The sequence below is a fragment of the Streptomyces sp. 549 genome, assembly GCF_030124175.1.
GTDB lineage: Bacteria > Actinomycetota > Actinomycetes > Streptomycetales > Streptomycetaceae > Streptomyces.
Window position 1 is genome coordinate 38,147 of sequence record NZ_JASKMT010000032.1, and the last position, 21,292, is coordinate 59,438.

A 21,292-nucleotide genomic window follows, 5' to 3' on the forward strand; every position below is an offset into this window, starting at 1 on the left:
GGTGTCACCGTCCGCCAGTTCCACCGGCCACACGGCGTTCAGTTCGTGTCCCCTCTGGGATGGTCGCCACCGCGCAGCTGGTCGACGGCGTGCGGAAGGATCTCCGCAAGCACGCTCAAGCCGTCCTTGACTCCGCCCCGCGAGCCGGGAAGGTTCACGATGAGGGTCCGGTCGGCGACTCCCGCCAGCCCGCGCGACAGTGCGGCGGTGGGGACCTTCACCCGGCCTGCGGCACGCACGGCCTCGGGAATGCCGGGGATCTCCCGGTCGAGCACCAGACGGGTGGTCTCCGGGGTGCGGTCGGTGGGGCTGATCCCGGTACCGCCGGTGGTCACGACCACGTCGTAGCCGGCGGCGACCGCTGCCCGCAGCACCTCCTCCACGGGCGGTCCGTCGGGGACGACGCTGGGCCCGTCGGTGGTGAAGCCCATCGCGCGCAGGCCCTCGACCAGCAGCGGACCACCGGTGTCGGCGTAGACGCCGGCCGACGCCCGATTGGAGACGGTCACGGCCAGCGCCCGCGGGGGCGTGTCCGGGCCGGAGTCGGCGGTGGTCATTCCCGGCTCCAGTCGCCGGACCGTCCCCCGGACTTCGCCTCGACACGGACGTCGGTGATGACGGCCTCCTTGTCGACGGCCTTGACCATGTCGACGACGGTCAGCGCGGCCACCGACACGGCGGTGAGAGCTTCCATCTCCACGCCGGTGCGGTCGGTGGTGCGCACCGACGCGCTGATCTCCACCGCGTCGTCGGCCACCGCAAGGTCGACCGTCACACCGGACACGGCCAGTGGGTGGCAGAGCGGGATCAGGTCCGGGGTGCGCTTGGCGCCCATGATGCCCGCGATGCGGGCGGTGGCGAGCGCGTCGCCCTTGGGCAGCGTGCCCTCCGGGGAGTCGCCGCGCAGCAGGGCGACGACCTGCGACGAGACCAGCACGCGCCCGGTGGCTCGGGCGGTGCGCGCGGTGACGTCCTTGGCGGAGACGTCGACCATCCGGGCGGCCCCGGAGTCGTCGATGTGCGTGAGGTGCTGGCTCTTCATGAGCAGACACCGTACCCGTCGGGCTTCGCCTCCGTCCCGCGCGACCACGCCGGGCGGACGCACCGCACCACAGCCCGGGTCACAGGGACCGGGGCGCAAGGGGCGGGTGACCGGGGCGGGTGACCGGGCCGGGTCGCAGCTCAGGGTCGCCGCCGCGCGTCCCCGGACCGTCCGCCCCGGACCGTCCGCCCCCGGTGCGCGGTCGCCCGTCCGGTGTGCGGTCAGTGCAGCAGCAGGACGTCGAGTTCGGTGCCGGGCGCGACCTCGGTGGTCTCCTCCGGCACGACGATCAGCGCGTCGGCCCGGGCGAGCGCGGCGATGAGGTGGGAGCCGGCGCCGCCGAGCGGCTCGACCGTGCCCGTCCGCTCGTCCGCGCCCGGCGGCCGGTAACGGCCGCGCAGGAACTGACGCTTGCCGGCGGGTGAGGTGAGCGGCTCGTCGGCGTTGACGCGGGCCCTGACCACCGGGCGGTGGACGGTGGCGCAGCCGCGCAGCGCCCGGATCACCGGGCGGACGAACAGCTCGAACGACACGTAGGAGCTGACGGGGTTGCCGGGCAGCGCCAGCAGCGGCGTGCGGTCCTCGCCGACGAGGCCGAAGCCCTGGGGCTTGCCGGGCTGCATGGCGAGCCGCCGGAAGTCCACACCGCTGGAGACGACGACGTCGGGCCCGTCGTCCCCGGCGCCGGGCCGGGTGTCGATGCCGCTGAGCGCCTCCTTGACGACGTCGTAGGCGCCGACGCTGACGCCGCCGCTGGTGACGAGCACGTCGGCCCTGACCAGCTGGTCCTCGACGGTGGCGCGCAGGGTCTCGGCGTCGTCGGCGACGACACCGACCCGGTAGGCGAGGGCTCCCGCGTCCCGGGCGGCGGCGGCCAGCTGGTAGCTGTTGGAGTCGTGGATCTGGCCCGGCCCCAGCGGCTGGCCCGGCGGCACCAGTTCGCTGCCGGTGGAGAGCACCACGACCCGCGGCCGGGGCCGCACGGTGACGGAGCCCAGGCCGAGGGCGGCGAGCAGTCCGATCTGCGGCGGGCCCAGCACGCTGCCCGCGGTGAGCGCGACCTCGCCGGCCTGCACGTCGCTGCCGCGGCCCCTGACGTACTGCCGGGGCTTGACCGGGCGGTGCACCCGCACCTCACCGGTGGCGCCGCCCGGGTCGGCGCTGTGCGCGGTCATCGAGGTGGCGGGGCCGCCGCCGGTGCCGCCGTCCGTCCACTCCACGGGGACGACGGCTTCGGCACCGGGCGGCAGCGGTGCGCCCGTCATGATCCGGGCTGCCTGGCCGGGCGAGACGGTGGGCAGTTCGCCGCTGCCCGCCGCGACGTCACCGACGACGGTGAGGACCGCCGGGAACTCCTCGCTCGCGCCCTCGACATCGGCCGTCCGGACGGCGTAGCCGTCCATGGAGCTGTTGTCGAAGGGCGGTAGGGAGGCCGGTACGAGGACGTCCTCGACCAGGACGCAGTCCTGGGCGTCCGGCAGCGGGAGCTCGATGGGCTCCAGCGGCCGTACCGCGGCGAGGATGTCCTCCAGGTGTTCGTCGACCGACCAGGTCCTGCTCACCGGCTCTGCATCTCCTCGCTGACGTATGCGCGCAGCCAGGCCCGGAAGTCCGGGCCCAGGTCCTCACGTTCGCATGCCAGTCTGACAATGGCACGCAGGTAGTCGGCGCGGTCACCGGTGTCGTAGCGGCGTCCGCGGAAGACGACGCCGTGCACGGGGCCGCCGATGGAGGGGTCGGTGGCCATCGTCTGGAGGGCGTCGGTGATCTGGATCTCGCCGCCGCGTCCGGGCTCGGTCTTGGCGATGACCTCGAAGACGGCCGGGTCGAGCACGTACCGGCCGATGATGGCGAGGTTGCTGGGGGCGTCGGCCGCGTCGGGCTTCTCCACCAGGCCGGTGACCCGCACCACGTCGTCGTCGCCGGTGGGCGCGGCGGCGGCGCAGCCGTAGAGGTGGATGCTGGAGGGGTCGACCTCCATCAGCGCGATGACGCTGCCGCCGTGCTCCTGCTGGACGTCCGTCATCCGGGTGAGCAGCGCGTCACGCGGGTCGATCAGGTCGTCGCCGAGCAGCACCGCGAAGGGCTGGTCGCCGACGTGCGGCGCGGCGCACAGCACGGCGTGGCCCAGGCCCTTGGGGTCGCCCTGGCGCACGTAGTGCATGGTGGCCAGGTCGGTGGACTCCTGGGCCTTGCGCAGCCGGTCGTCGTCGCCCTTGGCGTGCAGGATCTGCTCAAGCTCGTAGTTGCGGTCGAAGTGGTCCTCGAGGGAGCGCTTGTTACGCCCGGTAATCATGAGAACGTCGGAGAGGCCGGCGTTGACCGCTTCCTCGACCACGTACTGGATCGCGGGCTTGTCGACGACCGGCAGCATCTCCTTGGGAGTCGCCTTGGTGGCGGGGAGGAAGCGAGTTCCCAGGCCGGCGGCTGGAATGACAGCCTTGCTGATCCGGGCACGTGAAGTAGTCATGTCCGGCACCATAACCGCTGACATTGTGCGGAAGATAAGGGTCCGGTGCCTCTGTTGCGGTATGCGGACAATGAAGGGAGTGACACACGGTGAGCACCGACGCTGTCAAACGTACGTTGCGGCAAGATCTCCTACGGGTGAGATCCGGGCTGACCGGCGACGACGTGGCGGTGGCGGCCGAGCAACTCGCCCGGCGGGCACTGGCCTTGCCGGAGCTGGCGGACGCCGGAACGGTCGCAGCGTACGTCTCGGTGGGCGCCGAGCCGGGCACCCGCGCGCTCCTGGACGCGCTGCGCGCGCGGGGCGCACGGGTCCTGCTTCCGGTGCTGCTGCCGGACAACGACCTCGACTGGGCCGCCTACCGCGGGCCGGACTCCCTGATACCGGCCGGGCGCGGCATGCGGGAGCCGGACGGGGAGCGGCTGGGCCCCGACGCGGTGCTCGACGCGGACGCCGTGCTGCTCCCCGGGCTGGCGGTGGACCGGCGCGGCTTGCGGCTGGGCCGGGGCGGCGGCTCCTACGACCGCGTGCTGGCCCGCCTGGCGGCTGCGGGGGCACACCCGTCGCTGCTGGTGCTGCTGCACGACGGCGAGCTGCTGGACGCGGTGCCGGCCGAAGCGCACGACCGGCCCGTCCAGGCGGCCGTCACGCCGTCCGGTGTGACCCGCTTCCCTGCCGGCGCCGCCCTGTGAGGCCCTGACCGCCGCCCCGCCCCCACAACGATGCGGTGGGGACGATGCGGTGGGGGCGTCAGGGCGTCAGGGCGTCAGGGCGTCAGGGCGTCAGGGCGTCAGGGCCATCGTGTCCTCGGTGGCCTTGTCGACCGCGTCGCGGCTGAAGGCCCAGGGCAGCAGCTCGCCCTTGGCCCACTTCCCGGTCTGGTCGGTGTAGTGGGAGTGGAACGCGTGGCCCGAGGCACCGGTGAGGTTGATCCACCGGGACTTGTCCAGGTCGTCGAGGTTGACGACCATGCGCATCGACGGCACCCAGGTGACGCCGTAGCCGCCCGCCGCGTTCCAGCCGGAGGCGTCCACCGCGTCCTTGCCGCCGGCCAGCTCCCACGGGCCGCGGTTGAGCAGCCGCTGCACCAGGTCGGGGCCCTCCTTGCCGAGGGTCTGGTTCTCCAGCATCAGCCGGTGCAGGCGGCCCCAGCTCCAGGTGTCGATGTTCTTGCCCAGTTTGGTGGTCAGCTCCCAGCGGGCGTCCTTCATGGCACGGGCCAGCAGCTCGTCGCGGTTCTCCGCGTCCGGGTTCTCGCGGTTGCCGCGCGCCTGCCACCACTCGTTCTCCGGGTCGTCGAGCAGGCCGCGGACCACCTCGGCCCAGCGGTCGCCGCCGTCGGGCTGCGCGGTGGTGCGGCTGCGCTGGCCGCACTCGCGCACGGTCCTGGCGGTGCCGTCGAGGTCCTCCAGCGGCCCGGAGTCGTCCGCCGGGCGGACCCGCAGGCACTGGCCCTTCAGGCGCAGTTCCCTGGGCAGCTTGTTGCCGAAGGACAGCATCAGCAGGTTGCGCCAGACGCCGTTGAAGTAGGCCGCGGCTGCGGAGTCCGCCGACTGGGAGTAGTCCCAGCCCTCCAGGAGCTGCTGGGCCTCGCGGACGTACGGGTCCTTGACGTCGATCTTCAGCAGGTGCGGCACGAGCAGCTTGGCGATCTCGCTGCTGTTGTCGGTCTGCATGGACTGCATGTCGTCCATGGAGATCTTGCCGTCGTCCTTGGTCTTCGACTGGATCAGGTCGTTGATGCGCTGGCTGCGGGTGCCGTAGCTCCAGTCCTCGGTGAGCAGGTACGGGTAGCTGCGCTGGTCGACGACCGCCTGGTTGGCGGTGACGATGTAGCCGCGGTCGGGGTTGTACTCGAACGGCAGCGCCGACTGCGGCACGTATCCCGTCCAGCGGTACTCGGAGTCCCAGCCCGGCGCGGGGTAGCGGCCGTCGCCCTTGCCGCGGACCGGGATGCGGCCCGGGGCCTGGTAGCCGATGTTGCCCTTGGTGTCGGCGTAGATCAGGTTCTGCGACGGCACCGCGAAGTCCTTGGCGGCGGCCTGGAACTGGGCGAAGTCCTGAGCCCGGTTCAGCTTGAAGACCGCGTCCATCGTCCGGCCGGCCTCCAGCGCGGTCCAGCGCAGCGACACCGCGTAGCCCTTGCCGCGGTCGGGCGCGACGCCCTTCACGGGGGCGCTGTCGCCGACCCGGCCGAGTTCGGTGTTGCGGTCGGAGACGATGGGCCCGTTGCGGGTGCTGCGCACGGTGATCTGCCGGTCGGTGCCGCCGGCGACCTTCAGCGTCTCCTTGCGGGTCGTGTACGGCTTGTAGGAGCCGTCACTGAGGACCTTGCCGTCCTGGATCTTCTCCAGGTAGAGGTCGGTGACGTCGGCGCCCAGGTTGGTCATGCCCCAGGAGATGTCCTGGTTGTGGCCGATGACCACGCCCGGCATGCCGGCGAACGTGAACCCGGAGACGTCGAAGGGGCATTCGCGGGTGACCTGGGTGCAGTGCAGGCCCATCTGGTACCAGACCGAGGGCAACTGCGGTGCGAGGTGCGGGTCGTTGGCGAGCAGCGGCTTGCCGCTGGTGGTGTGCTCGCCGGCGATGACCCACGAGTTGGAGCCGATGCCGCTGCCGTTGGGGCCGAGCAGGTCGGGCAGGTCGTCCAGGGTCCGCGACAGCGCGGCCAGTTGGGTCTGCAGCTCGCCGCCGCCCTCGCCGGTGCCCGCCGTGCCGTCGGCGTCGCCCGAGGCGGGGGTGCCGTCCGGGTCGAACGCCTCGTTGCCGTCCGCGCCGGTGGAGACCGCGCCGTCCTCGACGATCGGCTTGTTGCGGTCGTAGGGGTAGGACGGGTACAGGTCCTCGACCTGCTTGTCGGTGAGCCGCCCGGCGAGCAGCGAGCGGTCGATCTCGTCGCGCAGGTTGCCGCGCAGGTCCCAGGCCATCGCCTTGAGCCAGGCCACGGAGTCGACCGGCGTCCAGGGCTCCGGCTCGTATTCGCTGTTGACGAATCCGAGCGCCGCGTACTCCACGGACAGCCCGGAGCCGCCGCGGCTCTCCAGGTAGGAGTTGACGCCGGCCGAGTATGCCTGGAGGTACTTCTTGCTCTGCGGGGAGAGCTTGGTGTCGTACTCCTCCTGCGCCACGTCGCGCCAGCCGAGCGTGCGCAGGAAGGCGTCGGTCTCGACCTGGCTCTCACCGAAGAGCTCCGACAGGCGGCCCGCGGTGGTGTGGCGGCGGACGTCCATCTCCCAGAAGCGGTCCTGGGCCTGCACGTAGCCCTGGGCCATGAACAGGTCCTCGGCGCTGCCCGCGTACACCTGCGGGATGCCGTGGGCGTCCCGCTTGACGTTCACCGTGCCCGAGAGGCCGTCGAGTTTGATCGAACCGGTCGTCTCGGGGAAGGAGTCGCGGACGGTGCTGACCGTCCAGAACGTGCCGCCGCCGACCCCCGCCACGAGCAGCAGCACCAGCGTGAGCACGAGCAGGCGGGCACGTCGGAACCGTTTCTTGGCGGGCATCGCTGTCCTTCGAGGGCAGGTGGGGACCATCCGGATCGCCGGGATCCGTGCTGGGGCAACTCTAGGCGCCGCGCTGTGCGGTCCGTACGCCGCCCGTGGACGGAGGGGAACGCGCGGGGCCGCGACGCGCACCGCGGCGTACGTGGCGAACCAGGCAATTGTTAGTCTAGGCAACGAAACTTTGACGCTTTCTTAGCGCCCCGCGTTCCACCGAGCGCCGCGGGCACCGGTGCGATTCGGAGGAACGGCCCCTGACTGTCGACCGCCTCAACCAACTCCTGCTGGTCTGCGCACTGGTGCTCATCGTGGCGGTCGCCGCGGTCCGGCTCTCCTCCCGCACGGGCCTGCCCAGCCTGCTCATCTACCTCGGCATCGGCATCGCCCTGGGCCAGGACGGCCTGGGGGTCCGCTTCGACGACGCGGAGCTGACCCAGGTGCTCGGCTACGCCGCGCTCGTGCTGATCCTGGCGGAGGGCGGGCTGGCCACCCGGTGGCGCGACATCCGGCCGGCGGTGCCCGCCGCCGCGGTCCTGTCGACGGCGGGTGTCGGCATCAGCGTGCTCGTCACCGCGGCCGGGGCGCACTACGTCATCGGGCTGGACTGGCAACCGGCCCTCATCCTGGGCGCGGTGGTGTCGTCGACGGACGCCGCGGCGGTCTTCTCGGTGCTGCGCACGGTGTCGCTGCCCAAGCGCCTCAGCGGCATGCTGGAGGCCGAGTCCGGCTTCAACGACGCCCCCGTGGTCATCCTGGTGGTGGCGTTCTCCGCGCTGGACCAGGCGCCGGCGCCCTGGTACCTGCTGGTGGGCAAGATCGCGCTGCAGCTGGTCATCGGCTTCGCGGTCGGCGTCGCGGTCGGCAAGCTGGGCGAGACCGGTCTGCGGCAGGTGGCGCTCCCCCAGGCCGGCCTCTACCCGATCGCGGTGACCGCGCTGTGCGTGCTGGCGTACGCGGGCGGCGCGCTCGCGCAGGGCAGTGGCTTCCTGGCCGTGTACGTGGCCGCGCTGATCCTCGGCAACGCCCGGCTGCCGCACCGCCCGGCGGTGCGCGGCTTCGCCGACGGACTGGCCTGGATGGCGCAGATCGGGCTGTTCGTCCTGCTGGGCCTGCTGGTGTCGCCCGGCGACCTGCTGGCCGACTTCTGGCCCGCGGTCGCGGTCGGCCTCGTCCTGACGGTGGTGGCCCGGCCGCTGTCGGTGGTGCTGTGCCTGCTGCCGTTCAAACGGCCCTGGCAGGAGCACACCCTGCTGTCCTGGGCCGGGCTGCGCGGCGCGGTCCCCATCGTGCTGGCCACCATTCCCATGGTGGCCGGGGTCGAGGACAGCTCGCGGATCTTCAACATCGTCTTCGTGCTGGTCTCGGTGTTCACCCTGGTCCAGGGACCGACGCTGCCGTGGCTGGCCCGGAAGCTGAAGCTGGGCGGCGAGAACACCGTCGACGTGGAGATCGAGTCGGCCCCGCTGGAGCGCCTGCGCGGCCACCTGCTGTCCGTCTCGATCCCGGAGGCGTCCCGTATGCACGGCGTGGAGGTCGGTGAGCTGCGGCTGCCGCCGGGGGCGGCGGTGACGCTGGTGGTCCGCGACGGGCAGAGCTTCGTGCCGCTGCCGACGACCGTGCTCGCCCGCGGAGACGACCTGCTGGTCGTGGCGACCGACCCGGTGCGCGACGCCGCCGAGCGGCGGCTGCTGGCCGTCGGGCGCGGCGGCAAGCTGGCGGACTGGCTGGGCGGGCGCAGCCGGGCCGTCCGGCCCCGGCGCCCGGGCGGCACCGGCCCGAAGGGCGGCGAGCGGCGGGACGGCAAGCGCGGAGGGAAGCGGGACGGGACGGACGAAGGCCGGTCCGGGCTGCGGTGAGCGGCGCCAGCCTGGTGAGGAGGCGTCGGCCCGGTCCGAGGCCACAGCCTGGTGCAGGCGACGGCCTGGTGCGGGCGTGCTGGGGGTCGGGGCGGTGCGGGGCCTTGCGGTCGGCGCCCCCTGCCTCGTCCGACCTTGGATTGCCAGGTGGACGGTTGCCGTTACACTGGCAACGAAAGACGTGAATTCCAACCCTGCCTGACGCAGAGCTGGCGCCGCCGCGCGGCTGAACACCCGCCCGCGGCCACTGCGCAAGAGGACAGCTCTCGGTGCCGTACGGACGCAGCCGTACCGCACTACCAGGCGGCAGAAAGGCCCGGCCGTGGCGTCCAAGCCCGGCTACCGTCTGTTGTTGCGCACCCCTGGTGCCTGGTCGTTCCTACTGCCCGGCTTCCTGGCCCGGCAGCCCTTCGCCATGCTGACCATCGGCATCGTGCTGCTGGTCCAGCACACCACCGGCTCGTTCGCGGTGGCCGGCTCGGTCTCGGCCGTCACCGGCGTCGCCATGGCCCTGTGCGCACCGCAGGTCGGCAAGCTCGCCGACCGCTTCGGGCAGCGGGCGGTACTGCTGCCCGGTGCGCTGCTGCACGCCGCGGCCGTGTCCGCGCTGATCTGGCTCGCACTGGCCGACGCCCCGCTGTGGGCGCTGCTGCTGACCGCCGTACCGGCCGGCGCGTCCGTGCCGCAGGTCGGCCCGATGGTCCGTGCCCGCTGGGCGAACAAGCTCAGCGGCGGCCCCCTGATGCCCACCGCGGCGGCCTTCGAGTCGGTGACCGACGAGTTCACCTTCGTCGTCGGCCCGGTCCTGGCGACCGCGCTGTGCACCGGCGTGCACCCGGCGGCCGGGCTGGTCGCCGAGGCGGCGCTGACCGTCGTCGGCGGCCTGCTCTTCGCCGCGCAGACCCGCACCGCACCGCCCGTCCACCGCACCCCGCGCGTCGCCGGACAGCGCCGCGTCACCGCCCTGTCCGTACCGGGCGTGCGGGTACTCATCGCCGCGTTCCTGGGCATCGGCACGGTCTTCGGCGGCATGCAGGTGTCCCTGACCGCCTTCACCCAGGGCATCGGCCAGCCCGGCGCCAACGGCCTGCTGTACGGCGTCTTCGCGGGCGGCAACATGCTCGCCGGTGTGGCCTGCGGCGTCATCGCCTGGCGCTCGCTGCCCCAGAGCCGGCTGCCCGTCGCCTACGGCGCGCTGGCACTGGCCACCGTGCCGCTGTGGTTCGCCGCGTCGGCCGGTTCGGTGCCGCTGGTCGGCGCCGCCGGGCTGCTCACGGGACTTGCCATCGCCCCCGCCCTGATCACCGGCTTCACCCTGGTGGAGTCGCTCGTTCCGGCCGGTGCCCGCACCGAGGCGTTCACCTGGCTGACCGGAGCGGTCGCCCTCGGGCAGGCCGCCGCCGCCGGCGCCGCGGGCCAACTCGCCGACTCCTTCGGCGCGGCCAGCGGTTTCGCCGTGCCGCTGGCCGGCACCGGCCTGGCCGTGCTCACCGTCGTGGCGCTGCGCCGGCACCTCACACCGGCGCCCCAGGAGGCGTCCGCGGGCGCCGAGAGCCGGGTGGTGGCACGTGGCGCCGGTCACCGTGTCCCGGTTGCAGTGGACTAAGACGCGGGAATGCTGCACCATGGAGCGTCGTTAGCACTCCACAGGGAAGAGTGCCAGGAGGAGCAAGTGCCGACCTATCAGTACCAGTGCACCGAGTGTGGCGAGGGCCTCGAGGCGGTGCAGAAGTTCACCGACGACGCACTCACCGATTGCCCGAGCTGCGAGGGGCGCCTGAAGAAGGTGTTCTCGGCGGTCGGCATCGTCTTCAAGGGCTCCGGCTTCTACCGGAACGACAGCCGCGGCTCGTCGTCCTCCAGCAGCCCGGCCTCCGCAGGCGCTTCCGGCACCGCGAAGAAGGGCGAGAGCAAGAGCGACAGCTCCGGTTCCGGCTCCTCGGGTTCGTCCTCGTCGAGCACGTCGGGTTCCTCGACATCCACGGCGAGCACCCCGGCCGCCTGACGCACCCGGCCGCCCGGCGGCGGCCTCCAGCGCAACCGGCCCTGCCGCCCCACGGCGGCGGGGCCGTCCGCCTGCCCGTGTGGCGAAGGCGTCGCCGCCGCCAGCGGCGCCGGTCGGCGGGCGGAAGGCGCCCGCGAGTGGACGGCTTATAGGCTGCCGCCATGACGGGACAGGGCACGGCAGCAGCGCAGGCGGAGATCGGTGTCATCGGCGGATCGGGGTTCTACTCCTTCCTGGAGGACGTGACCGAGGTGCCGGTGGACACCCCCTACGGCACGCCCAGCGACTCGCTGTTCCTCGGCGAACTGGCCGGACGGAAGGTCGCCTTCCTCCCCCGCCACGGCCGCTCCCATCACCTGCCGCCGCACCGCATCAACTTCCGCGCCAACCTGTGGGCGCTGCGGTCCGTCGGCGTCCGGCAGGTCCTCGCGCCCTGCGCGGTGGGCGGGCTCCGGCCGGAGTACGGCCCCGGCACCCTCGTCGTGCCCGACCAGGTCGTGGACCGCACCAAGTCCCGCGCGCAGACCTTCTACGACGGCGAACCCCTGCCCGACGGGCAGCGGCCCAACGTGGTGCACCTGACCTTCGCCGACCCCTACTGCGAGGCGGGCCGTCAGGCCTCGCTGGCCGCGGCCCGCGGACGCGACTGGGAGCCCGTCGACGGCGGCACGATGGTCGTCATCGAGGGTCCGCGCTTCTCCACCCGCGCCGAGTCCCGCTGGCACGCCGCCCAGGGCTGGTCCGTCGTCGGCATGACCGGCCACCCCGAAGCGGTACTCGCCCGTGAACTCGCCCTCTGCTACAGCTCGCTGGCGCTGGTCACGGACCTGGACGCCGGCGCCGAGACCGGCGGCGGCGTCTCCCACCAGGAGGTGCTGCAGGTCTTCGGCGAGAACGTCTCACGCCTGCGCGAGGTGCTCTTCGACGCGGTCGCCGGCCTGCCCGGGAACCGCACCTGCGCCTGCCCGGACGCTCTCACCGGCATGGACACCGGCATCACGCTCCCTTAGCCGCACCGGGCTCGCCCCTGGGCGGGGCCGGTGCGTCCGGTGGTGCCCGTGACCCGTGTTGGCAGGAACGGTGGATACCTGAGTGGCAGCGTGAGGGGCGCGTGACCCCTGTGGGTGGCGGAGTTGTCCACACCCCGGGGGTTGTCCACAGCCCTCAGCGGGATCGGCCGGGAGACGGCACGGTGGAACCACCTCAGTCCCCGACCGAAGGCGCACCGCGATGCAGCCCGACCTCTCCTGCCCTCCGCCTCCGACCGAAGTCCCGATGTTCCCGCCGCTGCGCCCAGCGCTCTCCCGGCGGTACCGCTGGCGCCGGGCCCTGCGTCCGCGCCGCCGCACCGCCGCCGTCGGCCTGGCCGTGGCGGCAGCCGCGCTCGCCGTCTCCGGCCACGCCGCCCAGCCCCCGACCGCCGTCGGGGCGGCGCCGCCCGGCCCGGCCCACGGCACCACCGCCGACGCGCCCGCCGCCCCTCCCGGCGCGCCCCGGCCGCCCGGTGGGGCCCACGGCGACGGCACGAGTGCCGGGGGCGGGGAGGGCGCCGGGCCGGCCGCGGTAGCGCACGTCTCCGCACCGGTGCGGATCGGCGACGCGGCCGCCGTCCGACTGCTGAGCGCCGGTGACCGGGTGGACGTCCTGGCCATGACGGCCCCCGCCCCCGCAGGCCCCACCTCCGCGGGCCGCACCTCCGCGGCCGGCTCCGACCCGGCCTCCGGCAGCGCTCCGGCGGCCCGCTCGCTGGCCCGCTGCGCGCGCGTGGTGCAGATCCCCATCGAAGAGGAGAACACCTGGTCCGGCGTGGAGGGCGCGCTCGTCGTGCTGGACGTGCCGCGGCCCACCGCCTCCCGCATCGCGGGGGCTGCCGCCGCGGGACCGCTGGCGGTGGCCCTGTGCTGATCCGCACTGGTGCTCCAGCGTCCGTCCCAACGAAGTCACCGGATTGGACATCCCGGCCCGCGCTCGGGCAGCGTGCCGGAAGTCCGGTTCGTTGGAAGAGTGCGGGAAGGCAGTGCGGTGAGCGAGCAGAAGCCGGGAGTCCTGGCGGGGTTCAAGGAATTCCTCATGCGGGGCAATGTGGTGGAGCTGGCGGTGGCCGTGGTCATCGGCGCGGCCTTCACCAAGATCGTGAACGCGGTCGTGGAGGGCGCCATCAACCCGGTCGTCGGCGCGCTCGGGCCGAAGGACCTGGAGAAGTACCAGTCCTGCCTGAAGGCCCCGTGCCAGGTCAGCCCGGCCAGTGGCGAGATCGAGGGCATCGTCGTCAAGTGGGGTGTGGTGCTCAGCGCCTCGATCACCTTCCTGATCACCGCAGCGGTGGTCTACTTCCTGATGATCCTGCCGATGAACAAGTACAAGGCGCGTCTCGACGCGAGGAAGCCGGTGGACAACTCCGAGCCGGACCCGACCGAGGTCCAGCTGCTCATCGAGATCCGGGACACGCTGATCGCCCAGCGCGCCGCCGGTCAGCCCGCGACCACCACCGTCGGTGGCCAGCGCGGCGACTCCGGCAGCCCGCAGGAGAGCCGCCCAACCGACCTGGCGAAGTAGGTCCACGGCAACCGCCGCACCCGCGCCGCACCGCGCGGGTGCGCGACGGGCGGGTGCGCGACGGGCAGCTCGCCCTCTCGGGCCGCACGCCGTCAGCCGCCGGCATCCGACCGCTGGGTGCGGCCGGGGTCAGATGTGGTGCGGGGGCTTCTCGTCCAGGAACCGGGCCAGGTCTCCCGCACTGCTCGCCGGGCGTTCTCCCCAGCCGCTGTCGCTGTCGTCCGAGGACTGCTGGCTCAGCGGGTCTCCGAAGTCGAGCGCGGCCCGCTTGGCCTCTGGCTGCGACGGCTCACCCTGCGCCTCGGCCCCAGCGGAGGTCTGCGCTTCGGAGATCTGCGATGCGGGGGTCTGCGATGCCGAGTCCGGGGCCGGACGGTCGGTTCGGGCGGGTTCGCTCATGGCTCCAGGGTATCGAGCGCCTCGTGCCACCACCGGTCACGTCCGGGCCGCCACGGCACAGGCCGCCCCAGGCGGTGCACCACGAGCACGGTCCGCACAGCGGGGCAGCCGATGACCGCCCGGTCGATCATCGCCTTGGCCGGATAGCTGCGATCACCCAGCCGCATGGCGTCCGCGGTCACCACCACGCGCGCGCCCGACTCCCGAATCCGTTCCCGCAACGGCTCCACGTGGTCCTCCACGCCCAACGACACCCGCAGTGCGTCCAACCGGCCGCAGGCCATGGTGACGGCGACCGACTCGGGCACCATCGGCAGCAGAGCCGCCACCCGCTCCCCCGACCCGGTACCGAGCGCGGAGAGCACACCCGCCGCCCGCCGGGCCTGGTCGACGAGGCGCAGGTGGATGAACTCCGCCTGCGGCGGCTCGGCAGGCGTGAGCCTGCGGAGCGGGACGGGCTGACCGGAGGTGTGGCGCTGATCGACCGACATGTGTCGTACCTTTCCCGGAGCCGATGAACGTCTGATCAACGTCCGCTGGACGGGGGCGGCTTGGGCCGCCGCCAACACAACACGGGCCGCGCAGGCGGGCCGCGCGCCCACCCCGACGCGGGGGCGGCGGCGGGCCGACGCGTGCTGACGACGCGGGCCGCGGACTGGTACCCATGTCCTGTGGCTGACACACAGGGCAGGACATCGCAGGACGCGCTGACGGACGTACCCGGCATGCGGGTCGGGCACGCACAGAGAAAGGAGGACGGGGCCCTGACGGGCACCACCGTTGTACTCGCGCCGCAGGGCGGCGCGGTCGCGGCCGTGGACGTGCGGGGCGGCGGCCCAGGCACCCGGGAGACGGACGCGCTCGACCCCCGCAACCTGGTGCAGCGCATCGACTCGGTGGTGCTCACCGGAGGCAGCGCCTTCGGCCTGGACGCGGTGACGGGCGTGGCGGCCTGGCTGGAGGAACAGGGCCGAGGAGTGCGGGTTGGCCCGCAACCGCACCAGGTGGTCCCGGTGGTGCCCGCCGCCTGCCTCTTCGACCTGGGGCGCGGTGGGGACTGGCAGGCACGTCCGGACGCCGCGCTCGGCCGGGAGGCGGCGATGCGGGCGGCGAAGCAGCGGGTGGCAACGGCGGACGGGGTGCCCGAGCAGGGCAACGTCGGAGCGGGAACGGGGGCGGTGGCCGGTGGGCTGAAGGGCGGAGTAGGCACGGCAAGCACCGTGGTGAAGTCGGGCGCGGTGGTCGGCGTACTCGTGGTGGTGAACGCAGTCGGCTCGGTCGTCGAACCCGGCTCCGGGGCCCTGTACGGGGAGCTGGTCGACGGTAGTGCGGTGCGCCCGGCTGCGGACCGGCATGCGGAGGCGCAGCGGCGGCTGGCCGAGGCGGTGGAGGCCTCGGACCCCTCACCACTGAACACGACGCTGGCCGTCGTCGCCACCGACGCCGCGCTGTCGAAGGCGCAGGTGCAGAAGCTGGCGGGAACCGCGCACGACGGGCTGGCTCGTGCGATCCGTCCCGTGCACCTGATGTACGACGGCGACACCGTCTTCGCCCTGGCCACCGGCACCCACCAAGCGCCGGACGCCCCCGCGGCCACGGGCGGCCGAGTGGCGGGCGGCCCGGTGCCGGCGATGGGCGACCCGGCGAGCGCTGCGGGTGCCGGTGACGCGGCGGGTGCCGGTGACGCGGGTACGGGTGCGGGTGCGGGTGACGCGGCGGCGGTCAGTGCACCGGCGGAGGGGCGAGAGGGGGAGGGGGGCGGGGGCGGGGGCCCTGAAGTGGCGCCGAACACAGCCGCTCGGGATGCCCGTACAGCCCCGGGAGCCGCTCCGGTCACGTCCCCCGGGGTCGTGGTCGGTCCCGGGGAGGTGAACGACCTGCTGGCCGCAGCCGCCGACACGCTGACCCGGGCCGTCGTCAAGGCCGTGCTCGCCGCCGAGTCGGTGACCGGGCCCGGCGGCGTCTTCCCCTCCTACCGCGACCTCTACGGACGTGAGGGGGGCCCGCAGCTCTGACCTCCTCCCGATACCCCGGCGACCCCGACCCCAGCGTCCCCGCCCCCAGCGATCACGACCTCCCGGACCGGAACAGCGCCGGGACCGGAGAAGGGCCCGGGACGGGAGAAGGGCCCGGGACCTGGGCCGGTCAGGGTTTGCGGGCGACCGCGCCGTACTGCGGTACGACGTGCGGCACGTCCCCGACACCGACCGGAGTCCCGCCCACCGGTTCGGCTGCCCCGGCACCGGGTGCCCGGCCGGCCCCGGTGGCGGACGCCGGGCCCCGGGTGGCTTCGGAGCCCGCGGTGGCTTCGGAGCCCGCGGTGGCTTCGGAGCCCGGGATGGCTTCGGAGCCCGGGATGGCTTCGGAGCCCGGGATGGCTTCGGCCCGCCAGCGTGAGCAGGGCACCAGACCGGGCTCCAGCAGCTCCAACCCGTCGAGGAAGCGTCGGATCTCGGTGCCGGTACGGGCGGTGATGGGCGGGGTGGCGTTCTCGTTCCAGAACCGCATCGCCTCCGCCTGGGAGGCGCCGCCAAGTTCCTCGTCGGTGGTGGGGTGGGTGAGCACCAGGTAGCTGCCGGAGGGCACTGCGGCCATCAGCTGGCGCGCGATGTCCTGCGCTTTGGCGGTGTCCAGGACGAAGTTGAGGATGCCCAGCAGCATGACGGCGACCGGCTGCCCGAAGTCCAGCGTGGCGCGGGCCGCCCGCAGGATCTCCTCCGGGTCGTGGGCGTCGGCGTCGAGGTACGCGGTGCGGCCCTGCGGCGTGCTGGTGAGCAGGGCGCGGGCGTGGGTGAGCACGAGCGGGTCGTTGTCGACGTACACGACGCGGGACTCCGGCGCGGACCGCTGGGCGACCTCGTGGGTGTTGTCCACGGTGGGCAGACCGGTGCCTATGTCGAGGAACTGCCGGATTCCCGCGTCTGCCGTGAGGTGCCGAACCGCGCGGGTCAGGAACCGCCGGTCGGCTCGGGCCACGTCGACGATGCCGGGGAACATCGACCGCACGTGGTCGCCGGCCCGGCGGTCGGCCTCGTAGTTGTCCTTGCCGCCGAGCCAGTAGTTCCAGACCCGTGCGTTGTGGGCGACGTGGGGGTCGACTTCGGGCGCCTGCTTGTCCGTCACACGTCCTCCTGGATGACCGTCGGTGACGGCCATCATGCCTCGGAGGCAGGCGTCCCTGCTGCCCTCTTCCGCCTCAACAGACCTGCATATCAACGCTGTTGAGGAGAAAGCCCACCGGTCCGGCCCTTCCCCGCACCGGAAGTACCACGGCACCGCCCCCGGCCGGCGGGGGGCCGGTCGGGGACGGTGCGGTGGTGGATTCGGTGGCGCCTGCGGCCCGGGTCAGGCCGGGAGGGCCGCCTCCGCGGACTTGGCCTCGGCCGGGGCCACGGTCGCCGGGGCGGTCTTGCCGACGCCCTTGAGCAGGATGACGAGCGTGGCGCTGATGACGGTGCCGACGGCGATCGCCACCAGGTACAGCAGCGGGCTGCCGATCAGCGGCACGACGAACGCACCGCCGTGCGGGGCGCGCAGGGTGGAGCCGAACGCCATGCTCAGCGCGCCGGTCACAGCGCCACCGGCCATGACGGACGGGATGACCCGCAGCGGGTCGGCGGCGGCGAACGGAATGGCGCCCTCGGTGATGAAGGAGGCGCCCAGGACCCAGGCGGCCTTGCCGTTGTCGCGTTCGGTCTTGTTGAAGAGCTTGCCGCGCACGGTCGTGGCGAGCGCCAGGGCCAGCGGCGGGACCATACCGGCGGCCATCACCGCGGCCATGACCGTCAGCGCGCCGTCGCTGGGATCGGCGACGGAGATGCCCCCGGCGGCGAAGGTGTAGGCGACCTTGTTGACCGGGCCGCCCAGGTCGAAGCACATCATGAGGCCGAGCAGGGCACCGAGCAGGACGGCGTTGGCGCCGCTGAGGCCGCTCAGCCAGTCGGTGAGGGCCGACTGGGCGGAGGCGATGGGCTTGCCGACCAGCACGAACATCAGGAAGCCGACGACCGCCGAGGAGATCAGCGGGATCACCACCACGGGCATGATGCCGCGCAGTACGTCGGGGATCGGGAGTCGCTGGATGGCCATGACGACGGCACCCGCGAGCAGACCGGCGACGAGGCCGCCGAGGAAGCCCGCCTCGATGGTGAGCGCGATGGCGCCGCCGACGAAGCCGGGCACGAGGCCTGGCCGGTCGGCCATTCCGTACGCGATGTAGCCGGCGAGCACCGGCACCAGGAAGCCGAAGGCGGCGGCGCCGACCTGGAAGAACAGAGCGGCCCAGCTGGCACTGTCCAGCCAGGAGAACTGCTCGGCGACGGAGGGTGCGTCGGTGATGTCGTAGCCGCCGAGGGCGAAGGCGAGGGCGATCAGCAGGCCGCCTGCGGCGACGAAGGGGACCATGTAGCTGACGCCGGTCATCAGCCACTTGCGCAGCCGGGTGCCGTAGCCGTCGCCGTTGCTGCCGGTCTCCTCGACGGGCGAGCCGCCGGTCGAGCGGGCGGTGGTCTCACCCCGCGCGGCCTTGGCCCGTACCTCGGTGATGAGGTCGGCGGCCCGGTTGATACCGGCCTTGACCCCGACGTCGACGGTGGGCTTGCCCGCGAACCGGCCCTTGTCCCGGACCTCGACGTCGTGGGCGAAGATCACGCCGTCGGCGGCCTCGATGACCGCCGGGTCGATCCGGTCGAAGCCGGCCGAGCCCTGCGTCTCGACGGTGATCTCGACGTCTGCGGCGCGGGCGGCGTTCTCCAGCGACTCGGCGGCCATGTAGGTGTGCGCGATGCCGGTGGGGCAGGAGGTGACGGCGACGATCCGGAAGGGCCGGCTCGCTGCCGCGCCTGCCGCGCCGTCCGGTGCGGACGCCTGCGACTTCTCCAGCTCCTGCGACTCCTCCGACGCCTGCGACGGCTCCGACTCCTCGGACTCGCCGCGGATGAGGGCGGCGGCCCGCTCCGGGTCGTCGACGGCGCGCAGGGCGCCGGTGAAGGTCTCGTCCATCAGCGAACGGGCGAGGCCGGACAGGATGCTCAGGTGGTCGCTGTCGGCCCCGGCGGGGGCGGCGATCAGGAAGACCAGGTCGGCCGGTCCGTCCGAGGCGCCGAAGTCGACGGGCTCGGTGGGACGGCCGAAGGCCAGGGACGGCTCGGTGACGTGTTCGCTCCGGCAGTGCGGGATGCCGATGCCGCCCTCCAGGCCGGTGGGCATTTGCGCCTCGCGGGCGGCGACGTCGGCCAGGAAGCCGTCCAGGTCGGTGACCCGGCCGGCCGTGACCATGCGTTCGGCGAGACGGCGAACGGTGTCCTCTTTGGTGGTGGCGGCCAGGTCGAGGTCGACCAGATCCGCGGTGATCAGGTTGCTCATCGCACGGCTCCGTTGGCGCTTCTTGTCTCGGAAGGAGACTCGGGGGTGATCCGGGGAGTTGGGGGGTGACGTGTGGGTGGACGTCTCAGGGGACGTCGGTGAGGGGGCGGTCGAACGGGACGTCGGCGGTGACGCTGACCCGGTCGGGCCGCAGGTCCGCAGGCGTCGGCATCTGGCTGCCGGGAAGTTGCACTGCGGCGGCGCCGTGGGCGAGCGCGGAGGCCAGTGCCTGCGGTCCGGTGCCGCCCGCGGCGAGGAATCCGGCCAGCGAGGCGTCCCCGGCGCCGACGTTGCTGCGGACCGTGTCGACGGGTGCGCTGCCGAACCAGGTGCCCTCGGCGTCGACCAGCAGTTGGCCGTCCGCGCCGAGGCTGGCGAGCACGGTGTGCGCGCCTGCGGTCCGCACGTCCTCGGCGGCCTTGACCGCGTCGCCGATCGTGGCGAGCGGGCGCCCGACGGCTTCGCTCAGCTCCTCGACGTTGGGCTTGACCACGTCCGGGCCCTCGCGCAGGGCCGCGGTCAGTGACGGGCCCGAGGTGTCGAGCGCGATGCGCGCCCCGGCGTGGTGGGCCCGGGCGACGAGTTCGGCGTACCACCGGGAGGTGAGGCCGCGCGGCAGGCTGCCGCAGCAGGCGATCCACGTCACCTCGTGTGCCGCGGCGCCGCTGCGCACGGCCTCCAGCAGGGCTTCGGCCTCCGTACCGGAGAGTTCCGGCCCGGCTGCGTTGATCTTGGTGAGGGTGCCGTCGGGTTCGGCGACGGAGATGTTCACCCGGGTCGAACCGGCCACGGGCACTCCGGCGACCTCGATGCCCTGCTCGCTGAGCAGCGCACTCAGCAGCGCGCCCTCCGGACCGCCGAGCGGCAGCACGGCCACGGTACGGCGCCCGGCGGCGGACACGGCCCGTGAGACGTTGACGCCCTTGCCGCCCGGGTCCACCCGGTCGGCGACGGCCCGCAGCACGGCACCGCGGTCGAGCGCGGGGATCTCGTAGGTGCGGTCCAGGCTGGGGTTGGGGGTGACGGTCAGGATGGTCATACCCGTGCTACCTCCGTGCCCTGCCGCTCGATGGCGAGGGCGTCGTCGGGGTCGAGGCCGGTGTCGGTGATCAGCAGGTCGATGCGGGCGAGGTCGCCGAAGCGGGCGAAGTGCTGCTGACCGAACTTGGCGGAGTCGGCCAGCAGGACGACCCGCCTGGCGGCGTCGACGAGTTGCCGCTTGACGGCGGCTTCGGCGAGGTCGGGCGTGGTGAGCCCGCCCTCGGCGCAGAAGCCGTTGGTGGCGAGGAAGAGGACGTCGGCGTTGATCTCGCGGTAGGTGCGCAGCGCCCAGGAGTCGACGGCGGCCCGGGTGCGGTGCCGGACCCGTCCGCCGACGAGGTGCAGGTCGATCGTGGGGTGGTCGGCCAGCCGCGCGGCCAGCGGCAGGGCGTGGGTGACGACGGTGAGCGCGGAGTCGAGCGGGAAGGCCGCGGCGAGCCGGCCGGTGGTCGTCCCGGCGTCGAGGATGACACTGCCGTCGGTGGGCAGCTCGTCCAGGGCGGCTCGCGCGATGCGGTCCTTCTCGTCGGCGGCGGTGCCCTCCCGCTCGCTGAGGTCGGGTTCCAGGTCGAAACGGCCGGCGGGTATCGCGCCGCCGTGCACGCGGCGGACCAGCCCGGCTCGGTCGAGTGCCTTCAGGTCTCGCCGCACGGTCTCGGCGGTGACCTGGAACTCGGCGGCCAGGGAGAGCACGTCCACTCGCCCGCTCTCCCGAGCGATGCGGAGGATCTCCTGCTGACGTTCCGGTGCGTACATGTGGTTTTGCGTCCGCTCCATGTCCGAACTTGTTGATTCGTGCTCACATTACGTCCGCTTTTCGGGAAAGTAAACAGACTCGGACATGCATTTCCGCTGGCGTACTCCGACCGACCCACTCCGCCACCAGCCCCGCCCGGGACAGCCCGACCCCAGGGACAGCCCGAACCCAGGGGCAGCACATGCCCAGAGGCAGCACAAAGCCCCGGGGCCGGTTCCGCCCCGGGCCCGGTCGACCGGGCCCGCCGCCGCGGCCCGGCCGGAGCCGGGCGCGAGCTGCTTCCTCTTCAGCCGCGCGCG

Annotated in this window: 18 protein-coding genes and 1 pseudogene; 8 read left to right on the plus strand and 11 right to left on the minus strand. The window is 73.2% G+C overall.

All coding sequences use genetic code 11. The features are described from left to right. Window positions 1–38 precede the first annotated feature (38 nt). The 4 genes from QNO07_RS24630 to galU form a co-directional block, all read right to left on the minus strand. Window positions 39–557 (minus strand): MogA/MoaB family molybdenum cofactor biosynthesis protein, encoded by a 519-nt coding sequence (locus QNO07_RS24630; RefSeq protein WP_283994576.1) that lies wholly within the window; start codon window positions 555–557, stop codon window positions 39–41. Beyond that, on the minus strand, window positions 554–1,042 hold the full coding sequence (gene moaC, locus QNO07_RS24635; RefSeq protein ID WP_283994577.1) for a cyclic pyranopterin monophosphate synthase MoaC: 489 nt from the start codon (window positions 1,040–1,042) through the stop codon (window positions 554–556). Before moaC ends, QNO07_RS24630 begins: the two co-directional genes overlap by 4 nt. A gap of 221 nt (window positions 1,043–1,263) precedes the next feature. Next, window positions 1,264–2,604, minus strand: coding sequence for a molybdotransferase-like divisome protein Glp (glp, locus tag QNO07_RS24640; protein ID WP_283994579.1), 1,341 nt, complete (start codon window positions 2,602–2,604; stop codon window positions 1,264–1,266). Next, window positions 2,601–3,512, minus strand: a complete 912-nt coding sequence (gene galU, locus QNO07_RS24645; RefSeq protein WP_283994581.1) for a UTP--glucose-1-phosphate uridylyltransferase GalU — start codon at window positions 3,510–3,512, stop codon at window positions 2,601–2,603. Before galU ends, glp begins: the two co-directional genes overlap by 4 nt. A gap of 89 nt (window positions 3,513–3,601) precedes the next feature. Between galU and QNO07_RS24650 the strand changes: the two genes are divergently transcribed. Further along, the gene (locus QNO07_RS24650; RefSeq protein ID WP_283994582.1) at window positions 3,602–4,204 is read left to right on the plus strand and encodes a 5-formyltetrahydrofolate cyclo-ligase; all 603 of its coding nucleotides are present in this window, start codon (window positions 3,602–3,604) and stop codon (window positions 4,202–4,204) included. Between the two features lie 90 nt (window positions 4,205–4,294). Here QNO07_RS24650 and QNO07_RS24655 read toward each other — a convergent pair whose 3' ends face one another. Beyond that, window positions 4,295–7,018, minus strand: coding sequence for a penicillin acylase family protein (locus tag QNO07_RS24655; protein ID WP_283994584.1), 2,724 nt, complete (start codon window positions 7,016–7,018; stop codon window positions 4,295–4,297). A 296-nt stretch (window positions 7,019–7,314) separates the two neighbouring features. On the opposite strand from QNO07_RS24655, the gene QNO07_RS24660 reads away from it, so the two are divergent. The 6 genes from QNO07_RS24660 (at window position 7,315) to mscL (ending at window position 13,432) form a co-directional block, all read left to right on the plus strand. Continuing rightward, window positions 7,315–8,871, plus strand: a complete 1,557-nt coding sequence (locus QNO07_RS24660; protein WP_283994586.1) for a potassium/proton antiporter — start codon at window positions 7,315–7,317, stop codon at window positions 8,869–8,871. Window positions 8,872–9,223: 352 nt separating this feature from the next. Beyond that, entirely contained in the window at window positions 9,224–10,477 is a 1,254-nt protein-coding gene (locus tag QNO07_RS24665; protein WP_502961927.1) for an MFS transporter, read from the plus strand. 66 nt (window positions 10,478–10,543) lie between these two features. Next, complete coding sequence (locus QNO07_RS24670; protein ID WP_283994589.1) at window positions 10,544–10,876, plus strand: FmdB family zinc ribbon protein; 333 nt, start codon at window positions 10,544–10,546, stop codon at window positions 10,874–10,876. Between the two features lie 161 nt (window positions 10,877–11,037). Continuing rightward, complete coding sequence (locus tag QNO07_RS24675; protein ID WP_283994592.1) at window positions 11,038–11,886, plus strand: S-methyl-5'-thioadenosine phosphorylase; 849 nt, start codon at window positions 11,038–11,040, stop codon at window positions 11,884–11,886. Window positions 11,887–12,106: 220 nt separating this feature from the next. Then, complete coding sequence (locus tag QNO07_RS24680; protein WP_283994594.1) at window positions 12,107–12,781, plus strand: hypothetical protein; 675 nt, start codon at window positions 12,107–12,109, stop codon at window positions 12,779–12,781. 117 nt (window positions 12,782–12,898) lie between these two features. Next, window positions 12,899–13,432 (plus strand): large conductance mechanosensitive channel protein MscL, encoded by a 534-nt coding sequence (gene mscL / locus QNO07_RS24685; protein WP_283994596.1) that lies wholly within the window; start codon window positions 12,899–12,901, stop codon window positions 13,430–13,432. Window positions 13,433–13,561: 129 nt separating this feature from the next. Here mscL and QNO07_RS24690 read toward each other — a convergent pair whose 3' ends face one another. Both QNO07_RS24690 and QNO07_RS24695 read right to left on the minus strand, forming a co-directional pair. Beyond that, the gene (locus tag QNO07_RS24690) at window positions 13,562–13,831 is read right to left on the minus strand and encodes a hypothetical protein (protein ID WP_283994597.1); all 270 of its coding nucleotides are present in this window, start codon (window positions 13,829–13,831) and stop codon (window positions 13,562–13,564) included. After that, a complete protein-coding gene (locus QNO07_RS24695) occupies window positions 13,828–14,322 on the minus strand; it encodes an AMP-binding protein (protein ID WP_283994599.1) in 495 nt (164 codons plus the stop codon). The genes QNO07_RS24690 and QNO07_RS24695 overlap by 4 nt, the downstream gene beginning before the upstream one ends. Window positions 14,323–14,502: 180 nt before the next feature. On the opposite strand from QNO07_RS24695, the gene QNO07_RS24700 reads away from it, so the two are divergent. Next, window positions 14,503–15,846, plus strand: a complete 1,344-nt coding sequence (locus QNO07_RS24700) for a P1 family peptidase (protein ID WP_502961928.1) — start codon at window positions 14,503–14,505, stop codon at window positions 15,844–15,846. 364 nt (window positions 15,847–16,210) lie between these two features. Here the strand turns inward: QNO07_RS24700 and QNO07_RS24705 are convergent. From QNO07_RS24705 to QNO07_RS24720, 4 genes and pseudogenes are all read right to left on the minus strand, one after another. Further along, window positions 16,211–16,987 (minus strand): annotated as a pseudogene (locus tag QNO07_RS24705) (SAM-dependent methyltransferase); the annotation flags it as partial. Window positions 16,988–17,176: 189 nt separating this feature from the next. Beyond that, entirely contained in the window at window positions 17,177–19,195 is a 2,019-nt protein-coding gene (locus tag QNO07_RS24710; protein WP_283994601.1) for a PTS fructose transporter subunit IIABC, read from the minus strand. Window positions 19,196–19,280: 85 nt separating this feature from the next. Next, entirely contained in the window at window positions 19,281–20,234 is a 954-nt protein-coding gene (pfkB, locus tag QNO07_RS24715) for a 1-phosphofructokinase (RefSeq protein ID WP_283994603.1), read from the minus strand. After that, window positions 20,231–20,992 (minus strand): DeoR/GlpR family DNA-binding transcription regulator, encoded by a 762-nt coding sequence (locus tag QNO07_RS24720; RefSeq protein WP_283994612.1) that lies wholly within the window; start codon window positions 20,990–20,992, stop codon window positions 20,231–20,233. The genes pfkB and QNO07_RS24720 overlap by 4 nt, the downstream gene beginning before the upstream one ends. Window positions 20,993–21,292 lie beyond the last annotated feature (300 nt).

Excerpts from the sequence above, each read along its gene's own strand:
- QNO07_RS24630 (WP_283994576.1), bottom strand. The coding sequence starts at position 557 with ATGACCACCGCCGACTCCGGCCCGGACACGCCCCCGCGGGCGCTGGCC.
- moaC (WP_283994577.1), bottom strand. The coding sequence starts at position 1,042 with ATGAAGAGCCAGCACCTCACGCACATCGACGACTCCGGGGCCGCCCGG.
- galU (WP_283994581.1), bottom strand. The coding sequence starts at position 3,512 with ATGACTACTTCACGTGCCCGGATCAGCAAGGCTGTCATTCCAGCCGCC.
- QNO07_RS24655 (WP_283994584.1), bottom strand. The coding sequence starts at position 7,018 with ATGCCCGCCAAGAAACGGTTCCGACGTGCCCGCCTGCTCGTGCTCACG.
- QNO07_RS24675 (WP_283994592.1), top strand. The coding sequence starts at position 11,038 with ATGACGGGACAGGGCACGGCAGCAGCGCAGGCGGAGATCGGTGTCATC.
- QNO07_RS24680 (WP_283994594.1), top strand. The coding sequence starts at position 12,107 with ATGCAGCCCGACCTCTCCTGCCCTCCGCCTCCGACCGAAGTCCCGATG.
- QNO07_RS24690 (WP_283994597.1), bottom strand. The coding sequence starts at position 13,831 with ATGAGCGAACCCGCCCGAACCGACCGTCCGGCCCCGGACTCGGCATCG.
- QNO07_RS24695 (WP_283994599.1), bottom strand. The coding sequence starts at position 14,322 with ATGTCGGTCGATCAGCGCCACACCTCCGGTCAGCCCGTCCCGCTCCGC.
- QNO07_RS24710 (WP_283994601.1), bottom strand. The coding sequence starts at position 19,195 with ATGAGCAACCTGATCACCGCGGATCTGGTCGACCTCGACCTGGCCGCC.
- pfkB (WP_283994603.1), bottom strand. The coding sequence starts at position 20,234 with ATGACCATCCTGACCGTCACCCCCAACCCCAGCCTGGACCGCACCTAC.
- QNO07_RS24720 (WP_283994612.1), bottom strand. The coding sequence starts at position 20,992 with ATGTACGCACCGGAACGTCAGCAGGAGATCCTCCGCATCGCTCGGGAG.